The sequence below is a fragment of the Streptomyces sp. NPDC042002 genome (assembly GCF_055588305.1).
Genome location: NZ_JBVJCT010000009.1, coordinates 58,190 through 72,813, shown reverse-complemented (window position 1 = coordinate 72,813; position 14,624 = coordinate 58,190). Strand labels below are relative to the sequence as shown.

Sequence of the window (14,624 nt, the reverse complement as noted above, 5' to 3'; positions counted from 1 at the left end):
CTGACTCTAAGCCACATCACAAAGCAGGTATGACCTGCACCGCTGAGGTATCCCGGGGGATCAACGGCCCTGTAGGTTCTTGCGCCATGGAGGAGCTGGACCGACAGATCGTGCAGCTGCTCGTCGAAGACGGGCGGATGAGTTACACCGACCTGGGCAAGGCCACGGGCCTGTCCACGTCCGCCGTGCACCAGCGGGTGCGCCGGCTGGAACAGCGCGGGGTCATCCGGGGCTATGCCGCGGTCGTGGACCCCGAGGCCGTCGGGCTGCCCCTGACCGCCTTCATCTCGGTGAAACCGTTCGACCCCAGCGCCCCCGACGACATCGCCGAACGCCTCGCGGGCGTCCCGGAGATCGAGGCCTGCCACAGCGTCGCGGGCGACGAGAACTACATCCTCAAGGTGCGGGTCTCCACCCCGCACGAACTCGAGGAACTCCTCGGGCGGTTGCGAGCGCTGGCGGGCGTGTCGACCCGGACCACGGTCGTCCTGTCGACACCGTACGAATCCCGCCCACCCCGCATCTGACCGCCCCGGCCGGACTGCCCCTACGGCGACCACCCGTCCCGGCCCACCGGGCACACGCGTCGGCACGGTGACACAGGGCCGCCGCGCGATGCCCGCGGGTCCGTCCGCGCAGCCCATCCGGCGGGCCCCGGGATCTCGCGGGGCCGCCCGCGTCGTCGATCAGGCCCCGCCGCGCGATCTCGCAGGCCGGGCCGGGCGGCTCGCGGGGCTGTACGGGTGATCGCGCAGGTTCGTCCGGACGGTCGGGCGGATCTGTCCGTCGGGACGCGCCGGGCCCACCCGGGCGACGGCCGGTCGCCGAGAGGCGCGAGACTGGTCCCATGAGTGAGAGCACCGCCCCGTCGGACACCGTGCTGCTGCGCGGTGGAGAAGTCCACAGCCCCGCCGACCCCTTCGCCACCGCCATGGTCGTGGAACGGGGTCAAGTCGCCTGGGTAGGCTCGGAAGGAGCCGCCGACGCCTTCGCCGACGGGGTCGACGAGGTCGTGGACCTCGAAGGAGCCCTGGTCACCCCGGCGTTCACCGACGCGCATGTGCACACCACCTCCACCGGGCTGGCGCTCACCGGCCTCGACCTGTCCGACGCGCCCTCCCTGGACGCGGCCCTCGCCCTCGTACGCGACTTCGCCGCCGCCCGTCCCGCCGACCGGGTACTGCTCGGCCACGGCTGGGACGCGGCCCGCTGGCCAGGCGGCCGTCCCCCGACCCGCGCCGAACTCGATCAGGCGACCGGCGGACGCCCGCTCTACCTCTCCCGCATCGACGTGCACTCCGCGGTGGCCAGCAGCGCGCTGCTGGACCTGGTTCCCGGCGTCACCGCGCGTGCCGGATACGCGCCCGACGGCCCGCTGACCCGCGACGCGCACCACGCCGTGCGTGCCGCGGCGCTCGGCGCGGTCGGCGGCGAGCAGCGCACCGAGGCCCAGCGGGCCGCCCTCTCCCACGCCGCCTCGCTCGGCATCGGCTCCGTCCACGAGTGCGCGGGCCCCGAGATCTCCTCCGAGGACGACTTCACCGGCCTGTTGCGGCTCGCCGCCGAGGAGCCGGGACCGAGGGTCGTCGGCTACTGGGCCGACCGCGACATCGAGAAGGCCCGCGCCCTCGGCGCCCTCGGCGCGGCCGGCGACCTCTTCGTCGACGGCTCCCTCGGCTCGCACACCGCCTGCCTGCACGAGCCGTACCTCGACGCCGACCACACGGGCGTCGCCCACCTCGACGCCGACGCCGTCGCCGCACATGTGGTCGCCTGCACCGAGGCGGGCCTCCAGGCGGGCTTCCACGCCATCGGGGACGCCGCGGTGGCCTCCGTGGTCGAGGGCGTCCGCGCCGCCGCCGAGAAGGTCGGCCTGGCCCGCGTGCGTGCTGCCCGGCACCGCGTCGAGCACGCCGAGATGCTCACCCCGGAGACCGTCGCGGGCTTCGCCGAACTCGGCCTCACCGCCTCCGTGCAGCCCGCCTTCGACGCGCTGTGGGGCGGCGAGGACGGTATGTACGCCCAGCGTCTGGGCGTGGAACGGGCCCGGGCGCTCAACCCGTTCGCGGCCCTGCTGCGTGCCGGTGTGCCGCTGGCCTTCGGCTCCGACAGCCCCGTCACCCCGCTCGACCCGTGGGGCACCGTGCGGGCCGCGGCCTTCCACCGGACGCCCGAGCACCGGGTGTCCGTGCGTGCCGCCTTCACGGCCCATACACGGGGTGGCTGGCGGGCCGTCGGACGGGACGACGCGGGCATCCTGGTACCGGGCGCGCCCGCGGACTACGCCGTGTGGCGCACCGGCCACCTCGTCGTGCAGGCGCCCGACGACCGGGTCGCGCGCTGGTCCACCGACCCCCGCTCCGGCACCCCCGGACTGCCCGATCTGACCCCGGGCAACGACCTGCCCGTCTGCCTGCGCACCGTGGTCGGCGGACGGACGATATTCGTACGGCCTAACGAGTGATGTCCCGGGGTTCCGGGGTCGCCTTCAGGGCCCGGCACCCCGTCGCTCGACCTGCGCGTCCTCGGCGCTGACCAGGGCTTTGTCGGAAAAGGCGCAGATCAAGCCAGTGTTGACAGCTGGCCGCAGGAGGCGGGTAGGTTCGGCCGGGTCCACCACCGGACGGCCGACGGGGGAATTTCCGCGCGGCCTCGCAGCGCCGCTGGGTCAGGGGTGGTGTGCCGCACCGGCGCACCGCCACTGGGAGCCAGGCCCAGCGCCGGCGCAGCGAGGCGAGGGAACGTTCCGACAAGTCGGCAGGTGCGACCCGGGTGGGGCCCGGACGTTCAGTAGACAACGGCTTTCGGTCGACCCGCAGCCAGCGGGTCCCTGGTCGGCCCGAAGGGCGCCGGGCCCCGATCCGCAGGACGCGATTTCCGCCCCGGCGCGTCCGCTCTTACCCACCTCTTGGCGAATCGACACCCCCGTAAGGACACCGCGACGCGGCAGCGCAGGTTGGGCGCACTATGGTGGACCCCTGCGTACGGATACGAAGGGGCAGCAGTGAACGACGGCGACGGGACCCTCGCGGCGAAAGTCCAGGGGAGGCAGTTCGGCCCGCTCGGCACGGCCTTGGTGATCATTCCGACCTATAACGAGGCGGAGAACATCAAGAAGATCGTCGGCCGGGTGCGATCCGCCGTGCCCGAGGCGCACGTTCTGGTGGCGGACGACAACAGCCCCGACGGCACGGGCAAGCTCGCCGACGAGCTGGCGGCCGATGACGAGAACGTCCAGGTCTTGCACCGCAAGGGCAAGGAAGGGCTCGGTGCCGCCTACCTCGCGGGGTTCCGCTGGGGCCTGGAGCACGGCTACGGCGTGCTCATCGAGATGGACGCCGACGGCTCGCACCAGCCGGAGGAGCTTCCCCGCCTGCTGACCGCCCTCAAGGGCGCGGACCTCGTGCTCGGCTCGCGCTGGGTGCCGGGCGGCCGGGTGGTGAACTGGCCCAAGTCCCGCGAGTTCATCTCGCGCGGCGGCAGCCTCTACTCCCGCGTCCTGCTCGACGTACCGATCCGGGACGTGACCGGCGGCTACCGCGCCTTCCGCCGCGAGACCCTCGAAGGCCTCGGTCTCGATGAGGTCGCCTCCCAGGGCTACTGCTTCCAGGTCGACCTGGCCCGCCGCGCGGTGAAGGCCGGCTACCACGTCGTCGAGGTCCCGATCACCTTCGTCGAACGCGAGCTGGGCGACTCCAAGATGAGCCGCGACATCCTCGTGGAGGCGCTGTGGCGCGTCACCACCTGGGGTGTGGGCGAGCGGGTCGGCCGCATCACGGCCCGCCGCAAGCAGCCCTGACAAAGGCCCGGCTCACAGGCGGTCCCGGCGCCCGGCACCGGGACCGGCTCGCCGTCCGGCGCCCCAAGCGGCTCACCGGTCCGTCCTGGCACCCGTGCGGTGCCGGAGGCGGACCCACGTCCTGATGTCCGTCCGGGCCGCCGTGTGTCCCCTGTGGCTCGTGGGGTCCGTGAGTGTTTCTGCGGCCGTACGAGCCGCGAACAGTGCTGACACCCGGACGCGCTTCCCGGTCCGCCTCGGCACCGGACCGGGTTCCCAACCTGTCCTGATGTACGGACGGGCTGTGCGCGGTCCTCGTCCGGTCCGGCCGGCCCGATGCCCCAGCGGTAGGTATTGATCATCCGCTTATCCCGTACTGAGGCTTGCCCAGGCACACTGGGAGCATGACGACAGGCGTTCCGACCCCCACGCACCCCGCCCGCCCGCGGCGCTCGCGGCTGCGCACCTTCCTGCCGCTCGGTGTCGCGGTGTGGCTGGTGCTGGAGATCTGGCTGCTGACACTCGTCGCGCGGGCCACGAGCGGCTTCACGGTGCTCCTGCTGCTGGTCGCCGGGTTCGTGCTGGGCGCCGTGGTCATCAAGCGGGCCGGCCGCCGCGCCTTCCGGAACCTCAGCCAGACGCTCCAGCAGGCACAGAGCGGTGTCACGCCCACGAGCGAGGGCGGCCGGGGCAACGGCCTGACGATGCTCGGCGGCCTGCTCCTGATGATCCCGGGGCTGATCTCCGACGCGATCGGCCTGCTCCTGCTCGTCCCGCCGGTCCAGAAGGGCCTCAGCCGCTACGGGCAGCGCGCCTTCGAGCGCAAGATGCGGGTGGCCGCCCCCGGTACCGTCGGCGACGCCTTCCAGCAGGTCCGTATCCACCGCCCCGACGGCAAGGTGGTCCAGGGCGAGGTCATCAGGGACGAGGAGCCGCGCGGGTCCGGCGGCCACTATCCGCCCCTGAACGGCTAGCCGCCACGGCGGCCCGCGCCTGGACGCCGTAGCCACCGGCCCACGTACGATCACCGCTCCGCCGGACCCCGTCGCGTCACGCCCAAGCCGAACCGTGGCCCCGCCAGACGCCGAGCCCGGCCGGCGTACGACGAACGGGACCGTGGTGGCGTACGGGAAACAGCGTCCCCGAATTCACCGGAACGCACGAGACCGCGGGCCCCGTACGTGACGTACGGTGCCCGCGGTCTCGGCGTGCGGTGTATGCCGCTCGACCCTCGGAGGGGTCAGGCGGACTTGCGGCTGTCCCGCGGATGCACCGCGATGTTCATCGCGCCGGAGCGCAGGACGGCCAGGCGCTCCTCAAGGACCTCTTCGAGCTCCTCGCGAGTGCGCCGCTCCATCAGCATGTCCCAGTGCGTACGCGCGGGCTTGGCCTTCTTTTCCTCAGGGCCGTCGCCGTCCACGAGAAGTGCCTGGGCCCCGCAGACCTTGCACTCCCACTCCGCCGGAATTTCGGCCTCCACCGAGAAGGGCATCTCAAAACGATGTCCCTTCTCGCATGCGTACTCCACCGCCTGGCGCGGGGCCAGGTCGATGCCGCGGTCCGTCTCGTAGCTGGTCACTACAAGGCGCGTGCCGCGAAGAGCTCGCTCACTCATGAATCGTGCCTCCCGGGCTTGTCGCCCACAGGACAGGTGTCGCTGTCGTCGTCATCCGGTCAACGTCCGGTCGGCGGTAAAGATTCCCGTTCCGGGTCCTGCGTCGCCGTCGTAGCCGCCCCTTGTTGTACCCACCGTCGCCCGGTTTGTCACATCTGGCATCAGATGTCACCCAACGCTTCAGTATCATTGACGCGCAGTAACGGTACGCCAGGCAGGCCAAACGCGTACACTACCGCTCTTTGGCGCCGGGCGCTAAATCCTGTCGGGTACGGGATTGCCCGCGTCGCGGATCGCCTGGCGCACCGGGACCCGCGCGAGCAGGACGAAGCCGATGGCGAAGAAGGCCACGAGCGAGATGATCGCGTCCCTATAACTTCCCGTCAGCTGGTAGGTCAACCCGAACAGCAGCGGGCCGAGCCAGCTCATTCCGCGGTCGCTCATCTCGTACGCCGAGAAGTACTCGGCCTCCTTGCCGCTCGGCACCAGGTGCGAGAACAGGGAGCGCGACAGCGCCTGGCTGCCGCCCAGGACCAGTCCGATGCCGGACGCGAGGACGAAGAACCACACGGGCGCGCCCGCGGGCAGGAAGTACCCGGCGGCGAGGGTGAGCGTCCAGGCGACGAGTGAACCGAGGATGGTGCGTTTCGCGCCGTACGTGCGGGCCAGCCGGCCCATGCCCAGTGCGCCTCCGACCGCGAGCACCTGGACGAGGAGTACGGCCACGATCAGGGTCGACTGACTGAGGCCCAGCTCCTCGGAGCCGTAGACGGAGGCCTGCGAGATGACCGTCTGGATGCCGTCGTTGTAGATGAGGTAGGCGAGCAGGAAGGAGAGCGTGAGCGGCTGGCCGCGCATGTCGCGCACCGTGGCCGCGAGCTGCCGCCACCCGTTGCCGGACGCCCGTCCGGCGGAGGGTGTGGGGCGGTCGCGCAGTCGCGCCAGCGGTACGAGGGTGAAGGCGCCCCACCAGACACCCGCCGAGGCCAGACAGATGCGCACGGCCGTCGACTCGGAGACCCCGAAACTGTCATGGGCCGTGAACAGGATCAGGTTCGCGACCAGGACCAGCGAGCCCGCCGCGTACCCGAAGGCCCAGCCCCGGGAGGAGACCGCGTCGCGCTCCTCGGGCGGGGCGATCTGCGGCAGGTAGGAGTTGTACAGGACCATCGAGACGGCCAGCGAGGCGTTCGCGACGATCAGCAGCAGTCCGCCCAGCAGATAACGGTCGCCGTCCAGGAAGAACATGCCCGTGGTGGCCGCGGCGCCCAGATAGGCCGCCGCCGCGAGCAGCGGCTTCTTGCGGCCCGTACGGTCGGCGGCGGCGCCCGCCATCGGCATCACGAAGATCGACAGGATGACCGACGCGGAGACCGTGTACGCGAAGAAGGAGCCGGCGCGGACCGGTACTCCCAGTGGGTGGACGAACCCGTCCGCGTCCGCCGCGTGCTTGGCCACCGCTGTCAGATAGGGGCCGAGGAACACGGTCAGCACGCTCGTCGAATAGACGGAGCAGGCCCAGTCGTAGAAGTACCAGCCGCGTTGTTCTCGCCGGCGCTCGACGGCCTCCTCGGCCGTCCCCGCCCGCACGGTGTCCGTGCTCACCCGTGCCCTCGCTTCTCCGTGAACGGACCGCGCGAGGAGGCTCAGAACCAGGTGCCCCGGTCTTCCAGGACCTTGCGCAGCGTGTCGATGTGATCGGTCATGATGCCATCGACTCCCAGATCCAGGAGCCGGTGCATGCGTTCCGATTCGTTCACGGTCCACACGTGCACCTGGAGCCCGCGCGCGTGGGCGGCCCGTACGAAGCGACGGTCGACCACCGGGACGCCCGACTGCGTCTCGGGCACCTGGGCCGCGACGGCGGAGCGGCGCACCGCGGCCGGTACGCCCCACGAGCGCAGCCGCAGGTTGAGCACCCCGCGGGTGCCGAACGACGTGGCGAGGCGCGGCCCGGCCAGATGCTGGGCACGGGTCACGCGCGCCTCGGAGAACGAACCGACGCACACACGGTCCCAGGCGTCGGTGCGGCCGATCAGGTCGAGCAGCGGGACGAGCGCGGGTTCGGTCTTGACATCGACGTTCCAGCGCACGTCGGGGAACTCCTCCAGAAGCTCCTCGAAGAGGGGCACCGGCTCCTGGCCCGCGACGCGCGCCTGGCGCACTTCGGCCCAGGGGAGGTCCGCGATCCGGCCCGCCCCGTCCGTGACCCGGTCGAGGGTCGCGTCGTGGAAGGCGGCCAGCCTGCCGTCCGCCGTGGCGTGCACGTCGGTCTCGATGTAGCGGTACCCGGCGTCCACCGCCCGCCGGAACTGGGTCAGGGTGTTCTCCAGACCGTCCGCCGACCCGCCGCGGTGCGCGAAGGGGATCGGGCCGGGGTGGTCGAGGTAGGGGTGACGAGTGCGCGTGCTCACCCGGGCAGTATGGCGCGCTCCGGTTGACCTGTGGCGACAACGGCGCTGCCGACCGGTGCCGGACGGGCGCCGAACACGCGCAGGAAGAACTGGGCGAGGGGTCCGATGGCGACGGCGTACAGCACCGTGCCGACGCCGACCGTGCCGCCGAGCGCGAAGCCGGTCGCGACGACGGCCACCTCGAGGACCGTACGCACCAGCCGGACCGAGCGGCCCGTACGCCGGTGCAGTCCGGTCATCAGACCGTCGCGGGGACCCGGGCCGAAGCGGGCGGAGATGTACAGGCCCGTCGCCACGCCGTTCAGCACGATGCCCGCCACCATCAGCGGAATCCGTACGGCCAGGGCGTGGACGTCCGGGACCAGTGCGAGGGTGCCGTCCATGGCGAGGCCCACCACGAAGACGTTGGAGACGGTGCCGAGGCCCGGCCGCTGGCGCAGCGGGATCCACAGGAGCAGCACCGCCGCGCCCACGATGATCGACACCACGCCGATCGTCAGACCGGTCAGCTCGGCGAGACCCTGGTGCAGCACGTTCCACGGCTCAAGGCCGAGACCCGCCTCCACGAGGAGCGCCGAACTCGCGCCGTACAGGGCCAGCCCCGCGTAGAGCTGGACGAGGCGGCGGGGAAGCCGTCCGGACCCGGGATCCTCGGCAGGTGCGGACTCGGAGCGTGTGGACATGGGATGCCCCCCAGTGGTGGTAGTGGCCTGGCACATGACACTCTGTGGCGGGGGAACTTGCTTCATCCATGGCCAATTCGGGGAAGGTGGACTGGAATCATGGCGCAGTGGACTTCGGCGGTAGGGGCCGCGCAGCTCGCCCGGCTCCTCAACTCCCAGCAGGAGCGGCCCGCGGGCCCGGGGACCCGGCGTCCGCCCGCGTACCGCGCGCTCGCCGACGGCGTGCGGCTGCTCGTGCTGGAGGGGCGGGTGCCGGTCGCCGCGCGGCTGCCCGCCGAGCGGGAACTGGCGCTGGCCCTGTCCGTCAGCCGTACGACCGTCGCCGCCGCCTATGAGGCGTTGCGGGCGGAGGGCTTTCTGGAGTCGCGCCGCGGAGCAGGCAGCTGGACCGCGGTCCCCGCCGGGAATCCGCTGCCCGCGCGCGGTCTGGAACCGCTGCCTCCGGAGACCCTCGGTTCGATGATCGACCTCGGCTGCGCCGCCCTGCCCGCCCCCGAGCCGTGGCTGACCCGCAGTGTCCAGGGCGCCCTGGAGGAACTGCCGCCGTACGCGCACACGCACGGCGACTACCCGGCCGGGCTGCCCGCGCTCCGCGCGATGCTCGCCGAGCGGTACACGGCGCGCGGTATCCCGACCATGCCCGAGCAGATCATGGTGACCACCGGAGCGATGGGCGCGATCGACGCGATCTGCCATCTCTTCGCGGGCCGCGGCGAACGCATCGCCGTCGAGTCGCCCTCCTACGCCAACATCCTCCAGCTGATGCGCGAGGCCGGTGCCCGGCTGGTGCCGGTAGCCATGGCCGAGGGGCTCGCCGGCTGGGACATGGACCGCTGGCGCCAGGTCCTGCGCGACGCGGCGCCCCGCCTCGCGTACGTCGTCGCCGACTTCCACAACCCCACCGGGGCGCTCGCGAGCGAGGACCAGCGGCGCGGGCTGGTGGACGCGGCGCGCTCGGCGGGCACGGTCCTCGTGGTCGACGAGACGATGAGCGAGCTGCACCTCGACGACGGCCTGGAGATGCCGCGTCCCGTGTGCGGGTTCGACCCGGCCGGCTCGACCGTGATCACCGTGGGTTCGGCGAGCAAGGCCTTCTGGGCGGGCATGCGGATCGGCTGGGTGCGGGCCGCGCCCGACGTCATCCGCAGCCTGGTCGCCGCGCGCGCCTACGCCGACCTCGGCACGCCCGTGCTGGAACAGCTCGCCGTGAACTGGCTGCTCAGCACGGGGGGCTGGGAGCAGGCGGTCGACATCCGGCGCGACCAGGCCCGGGAGAACCGCGACGCCCTCGTCACGGCCCTGCGCAGGGAGCTGCCCCGGTGGGAGTTCGCGGTGCCGCGCGGCGGCCTCACCCTGTGGGTGCGCACGGGCGGTCTGTCCGGTTCGCGGCTGGCCGAGGTCGGCGAGCGCGTGGGCGTACGGGTGCCCTCGGGGCCCCGGTTCGGAGTGGACGGCGCCTTCGAGGGCTATGTGCGGCTGCCGTTCACCGTGGGCGGCGCGGTCGCGGACGAGGCGGCGGCACGGCTGGCCGCGGCCGCTCGGCTGGTGGAGACCGGCGTGAGCGGCGGGGCCGACGCTCCGCGCACGTTCGTGGCGTAGCCGGACGGGCGCGGGAACGGACGCTGGACGATTGCACCGGACGGTGGGCGGCGGACGGATGTCGGGGGACCGGACGCCGGAGGACCGGGCGTTGGACGGACGCCGGAGGAACGGGTGCCGGACCGACACCGGACGGACGCCGGGCGGGCCGGACACCCATCTGGGTTTCCGGCCCGCCCGGCGTCCGTGCGAAGGCCTGGGGGCGGGAGCGCCCTATCCCTCCGCCACCGCGACCCCGGCGACTCCGGCGACCTCCGCGGGCATCTGTTCCGCGTCTCCGGGCGTCGTCCGCTCCGGGAGGAGGCCGAGCACCGCCCGCCGGTGGGTCTCGCTCGTCGCGTCGTCGTAGGGGTCCGGTGTGGCCGGGACCTGGAGGCGCAGGACGGGCCCCGTGCCCAGGCGGGCGTAGCCGCGGCCGGGCGGGACGTCGCGGGTCGGGGTGGTGTGCGGGGGCGCGCCCAGGATCGATTCCAGCTGGGCGGCCGAGGCCGCGCCGAGCACCACGCGCGCGCGGGTGTGCTGGCGTACCGCGTCGCTGAGGAAGTCGAGGTTCTCGAAGTGTTCGGCGATCACGACCGTGACGCCCGCCGCGCGGCCGTGCCGCAGCGGAATCTGGAGCAGGGCCTGCGGGTCCTTGCGTCCGTCGGCGGCGGCCAGATGACCGAGCGCGCTCGGCCGGTCCAGCAGGATCCACAGCGGGTTCTTGATGTCGTCGGGGGCGGGATGCCCCGCCTGCCGGGCGCGGTTCGCGGCGATCAGCCGCCGCTCGGTCTCGTGCGCCGCCCACTCCAGACTGCCGATCGCCCCGGCCGCCGCGCACTCGACGGCCAGTACGCCGTCGCGCCCGGTCAGGCACGCGTACTCGCCGGTGCCTCCGCCGTCGACGATGACGACATGGCCGTACTGGAGGGACTGCAGCGCGATGGAGCGCAGGAGGGTGGTGGTGCCGGTGCCCGGTTCGCCCGTGATCAGCAGGTGCGGCTCGGTGGAGCGGGTGCCGGTGCGCCAGACGACCGGCGGGACGTCGCGCCGGTCCTCTCCGTAGGTGAGGGGGAGCGTGCGCTGGACGTCGGCCGGATCGGTGAAGCCGAGGACCGTCTCGCCGGGCGCGGTGACGAAGCGCTGGGCGGCGATGTCGGTGGGCAGGGGCGGGAGGACCGTGACGGTGAGTTCGTTGCCCTCCTCGTCCCAGTCGAAGTGGTACTCACGGCCGCGGCCCGACTTGGCGTGCAGGAGCTGCTCGATACGGGCGCGGGAGTCCGGCTCGCCGTCCGTGAAGTACGCCGGGTAGTGGATGAGCAGACGGGAGATCCGTCCGTCGTCGTCGAACTCGTACGACGCGAAGGCCTTCTCCCAGTCGCCGCCGTGGGCGTACAGGGGAGCGGGGTCGTCGGCCGCGGAGAAATACGGGACGAGTGCCTCGTAGAGGGACTGGAGACGTCCGGTCTGTGCCTCGTCGGGGCCGGTCGCGGGCGGTGGGGTGCGCTCGCGACCGGTCCATGCCGCCGCCGCCATCAGGGTGATGACGGCGAGCAGCGGTCCGTACGGCACCAGGGCCACGATCAGGATCACCGAGGCCACCAGGAACAACAGCGGCCCGCGCCGGTCCTTGGGGGTGGCGGCCCACTTGCGCAGTCCGGCCGCTGCCAGCCGGCGCAGTCCACGGGTGACCGTGATCAGCGGATGGAGGACATCGGTGGCGCTGTCGGCTGCCGTCCGGGCCAGCTCCCGGCTCCTGGCGATCTGTGCGCTGCCGTTGCTGAGGATGCGGGGGAGAGGGCGCCGAGCCACTGCTGTCTCCTGAAGGTGCGTACGAGGTGGGGGGACGTCGTCAGAACTTGATCCCGCCGAGGAGGCCGGCCAGGCTCTCCCCGCCGGCCTTGATGCTCGGCGCGATGGCCGTGCTCGCGAGGTAGAAGCCGAAGAGCGCGGCCACCATTGCGTGCGACGCCTTCAGCCCGTCCTTCTTGAAGAAGAGGAAGACGATGATGCCGAGAAGGACGACGCCTGACATGGACAGAATCATTTGAGCTCTCCTGGTTCGTGGGGACGGTCACCATGAGTTGTTCCAGGATCACAGCATGTATCCATACGATAAAAGGTGCAACTGGGTGAAATCTGTCTGTTTTCACTCGCGCGGTGGAGCTGTCTTGAGCCGCCTGAACTGGTCCGTTGCGTCCGATGCGCCCTTTGTGATCTTTGCCGTGGCCGATGCCTGTCAGGTGCCGCCGGAGCCAGTACCCTGTCGATTCACCCGAACGGTTGCAGTGAGAGGCGGTCCGGCCGATGAGCGAAGTCCCCGACCCCGAGGTCGTGGAGCTCGCGACCAAGATCTTCGATCTGGCGCGACGCGGCGAGACGGAGACGCTCGTGGCGTATGTCGACGCGGGTGTTCCGGCCGACCTCACCAACGACCGCGGCGACTCGCTCGTGATGCTCGCCGCCTACCACGGTCACGCGGAGGCGCTCCGCGCCCTGCTGGAGCGCGGCGCCGAGGCCGACCGCGTCAACGACCGCGGCCAGACCCCCCTCGCCGGAGCCGTCTTCAAGGGGGAGGAGGCCGTCATCCGGGTCCTCCTGGCCGCCGGCGCCGATCCGGCCGCGGGTACCCCCTCGGCCGTCGACACGGCGCGCATGTTCGCCAAGACGGACCTGCTCGAATTGTTCGGCACGCACTAGCCCGAACGCTCTGACCAGGCGAAAAGCAAGAAAAATGGGAGGCGGAACGGGGCCGCCGGAAATACGGTCGCGGCAGGAAGAACCGCCGAGTCATCATGTCGACGTGATTCACGGACGCGATGGCTGGGCAGAAGTTGCCGCACCGCGCGGGCCGTGACGCGGCCCGCATGGGCCACCGACGAGAGGCAGAGGAAGATGGTCTACAGCAAGCAAGAGACGGCGGGCGCCCCGACGTGTTGTCACGCGGCCAGGTAATGCAGGATCCCGGTTGCGTCGACGCTTGATGTGAGGCTGTTTCCCATGTTCGATCCGGTCATAGCGCCCAGCGGAACCCTGCTCGGCCTGCTCCAGAGGGGCCGCGGCGACGGCACGCTGCACGCGCTCACCGCACCGCGAGCCGAAGCGCTCGCGGCACTGAACCACTGTGTTCTGAGGGACCCCCGCCACGACTGGCAGGTGGAGAACCGCTCGCTGTACTACGCCCGTCTCTACCTCGATCTGAGCGGTGAGCTCGACGAGATCGAGCGGCACCTCTTCGACGCCGAGGACGTCCTCGACGACTGCGAGTCACGCACGGGGCTCGCCCTCGCGGTCCTCGGACACCTCGCCTCGTACGGCAGGCGAGACGCGCTCGCGCTGCTGCGCAGGTACGCGGCCGTCGGCTCCAACTGGGCCTGGGCCCTCGACGAACTGGCCCTGCGCGACGACGACGCGGGCCTGCGCGCCCTCGCCGCCCCCGTGCTCGCCCGGTTCCCGGCCGACCCGGAGGGCGAGGCCGCCCTCGCCGTCGTCGTACGCGACTCTTTCGAGCCACGGCCCTGGCGGCTGTGGGCCGACGATTCGCGCGCGTCCGTCGCCACCCGCGTGCGTGCCGCCCAGGAAGCCGGTTCCTTCGACCGCTGGCAGCGCCAGATGCGACCGTCCGGGCCCCGCCCCGGGTGGAGCGTGAGCGCCGTCTTCGACTGGGCCCAGCAGGGCATGGACCGCGGAGCCGCGCTGCACGTCCCGGCCGCCCGCTGCCTGACCGCGGTCGCCGGGCCCGAGGACCGTCCCGAGATCGTCGAGGCCGCGCGGCACGGCGCCGAGGGCGCCCGCTGCACAGCCCTGCGCTATCTCGCCGACGGCAACGATCCGGACGCCCTCGACCTGGTCGAAGCGGCCGTCGCGGCCGCTTCGGCGACCGTCGCCGAGGCCGCCGTCGACGCCTTCGAACGGATGCGCAGCGTCGCCGCCGTCGACCGGGCCCGCGGCTGGGCGCGCCGGCCCGACGCCCTCGGCGCCGCCGCCGGCCGCATGCTCGCCTGCCGGGGCGGGGCACAGGACCGCGACCTCGTCCTGGCCGCGCTGCGCGAGGCGGTTCGGGGCGAGGGCCCCGACGCGCCGACCCTGTGGACCCTCGTCGACGGCACCGGACGGCTCGGCATCGCCTGCGCCGCCCCCGTGCTGCGGCACATCTACCGGGAGACCGCGTCATCGCAGCTGCGCCAGCGCGCCGCCCGTGCGCTGGCCGTCACCGATCCCTCCTTCCCCGCCGGCTTCTCCGTCGAGTGCCTGTGGGACTGCGAGGAGACCACCCGCGAGATCGCCGCCCGGCACGCCGAGACCGGTGACGCGCGCGTGGTGGATCAGCTGCGCCGGCTGGCGGCGGATCCGGCCGAGGAGGCCGAAGTCCAGACAGCCGTACGGAGCCGGATCGGGCCCGACATGCCGGCCGTATGAACGTTCGGTGACCCGGGAGTCAGGAACGCGTGGACGGGGGCTGACCTGGACGGGTGCGGAGCGCAACGCTCACGGGACGTTCATCGTTCGCATAGATCCACGTTGACGCGGCCACGTCCAGTGCGGCGAGAACACCC

13 protein-coding genes are annotated in these 14,624 nt (G+C 72.2%); 7 read left to right on the top strand and 6 right to left on the bottom strand.

Features of this window, described 5'->3' with window-relative positions; translation table 11 throughout:
* Positions 1-86 precede the first annotated feature (86 nt).
* From ACZ6KY_RS16190 to fxsA, 4 genes are all read left to right on the top strand, one after another.
* Positions 87-527: an Lrp/AsnC family transcriptional regulator gene (locus ACZ6KY_RS16190; protein WP_328556717.1), complete on the top strand. Its 441-nt coding sequence runs from the start codon at positions 87-89 to the stop codon at positions 525-527.
* Between the two features lie 320 nt (positions 528-847).
* Positions 848-2,464, top strand: coding sequence for an amidohydrolase (locus tag ACZ6KY_RS16185; protein ID WP_469310937.1), 1,617 nt, complete (start codon positions 848-850; stop codon positions 2,462-2,464).
* Positions 2,465-3,004: 540 nt separating this feature from the next.
* The gene (locus ACZ6KY_RS16180) at positions 3,005-3,799 is read left to right on the top strand and encodes a polyprenol monophosphomannose synthase (protein ID WP_469310936.1); all 795 of its coding nucleotides are present in this window, start codon (positions 3,005-3,007) and stop codon (positions 3,797-3,799) included.
* A 383-nt stretch (positions 3,800-4,182) separates the two neighbouring features.
* Positions 4,183-4,752 (top strand): FxsA family membrane protein, encoded by a 570-nt coding sequence (gene fxsA, locus ACZ6KY_RS16175; protein WP_469310935.1) that lies wholly within the window; start codon positions 4,183-4,185, stop codon positions 4,750-4,752.
* A gap of 266 nt (positions 4,753-5,018) precedes the next feature.
* Here the strand turns inward: fxsA and ACZ6KY_RS16170 are convergent, their stop codons facing one another.
* From ACZ6KY_RS16170 to yczE, 4 genes are all read right to left on the bottom strand, one after another.
* Positions 5,019-5,393: an RNA polymerase-binding protein RbpA gene (locus ACZ6KY_RS16170; RefSeq protein WP_081223278.1), complete on the bottom strand. Its 375-nt coding sequence runs from the start codon at positions 5,391-5,393 to the stop codon at positions 5,019-5,021.
* A gap of 255 nt (positions 5,394-5,648) precedes the next feature.
* The gene (locus ACZ6KY_RS16165) at positions 5,649-6,998 is read right to left on the bottom strand and encodes an MFS transporter (RefSeq protein WP_469310934.1); all 1,350 of its coding nucleotides are present in this window, start codon (positions 6,996-6,998) and stop codon (positions 5,649-5,651) included.
* A 41-nt stretch (positions 6,999-7,039) separates the two neighbouring features.
* Positions 7,040-7,807 (bottom strand): glycerophosphodiester phosphodiesterase, encoded by a 768-nt coding sequence (locus tag ACZ6KY_RS16160; protein ID WP_469310933.1) that lies wholly within the window; start codon positions 7,805-7,807, stop codon positions 7,040-7,042.
* Complete coding sequence (gene yczE / locus ACZ6KY_RS16155) at positions 7,804-8,490, bottom strand: membrane protein YczE (RefSeq protein ID WP_469310932.1); 687 nt, start codon at positions 8,488-8,490, stop codon at positions 7,804-7,806. The genes ACZ6KY_RS16160 and yczE overlap by 4 nt, the downstream gene beginning before the upstream one ends.
* A 99-nt stretch (positions 8,491-8,589) precedes the next feature.
* On the opposite strand from yczE, the gene ACZ6KY_RS16150 reads away from it, so the two are divergent.
* Positions 8,590-10,089, top strand: a complete 1,500-nt coding sequence (locus ACZ6KY_RS16150) for an SCO1417 family PLP biosynthesis transcription factor (RefSeq protein ID WP_469310931.1) — start codon at positions 8,590-8,592, stop codon at positions 10,087-10,089.
* A 213-nt stretch (positions 10,090-10,302) separates the two neighbouring features.
* Here the strand turns inward: ACZ6KY_RS16150 and ACZ6KY_RS16145 are convergent, their stop codons facing one another.
* Both ACZ6KY_RS16145 and ACZ6KY_RS16140 read right to left on the bottom strand, forming a co-directional pair.
* A complete protein-coding gene (locus ACZ6KY_RS16145) occupies positions 10,303-11,880 on the bottom strand; it encodes a hypothetical protein (protein ID WP_469310930.1) in 1,578 nt (525 codons plus the stop codon).
* 40 nt (positions 11,881-11,920) lie between these two features.
* Positions 11,921-12,115 carry a hypothetical protein gene (locus ACZ6KY_RS16140; protein WP_355839398.1) on the bottom strand — a complete coding sequence of 65 codons (195 nt, stop codon included), beginning with the start codon at positions 12,113-12,115 and terminating at the stop codon, positions 11,921-11,923.
* 260 nt (positions 12,116-12,375) lie between these two features.
* Between ACZ6KY_RS16140 and ACZ6KY_RS16135 the strand changes: the two genes are divergently transcribed.
* A complete protein-coding gene (locus ACZ6KY_RS16135) occupies positions 12,376-12,768 on the top strand; it encodes an ankyrin repeat domain-containing protein (RefSeq protein ID WP_469310929.1) in 393 nt (130 codons plus the stop codon).
* Between the two features lie 300 nt (positions 12,769-13,068).
* Positions 13,069-14,487, top strand: coding sequence for a HEAT repeat domain-containing protein (locus tag ACZ6KY_RS16130; protein ID WP_469310928.1), 1,419 nt, complete (start codon positions 13,069-13,071; stop codon positions 14,485-14,487).
* Positions 14,488-14,624: the final 137 nt, after the last annotated feature.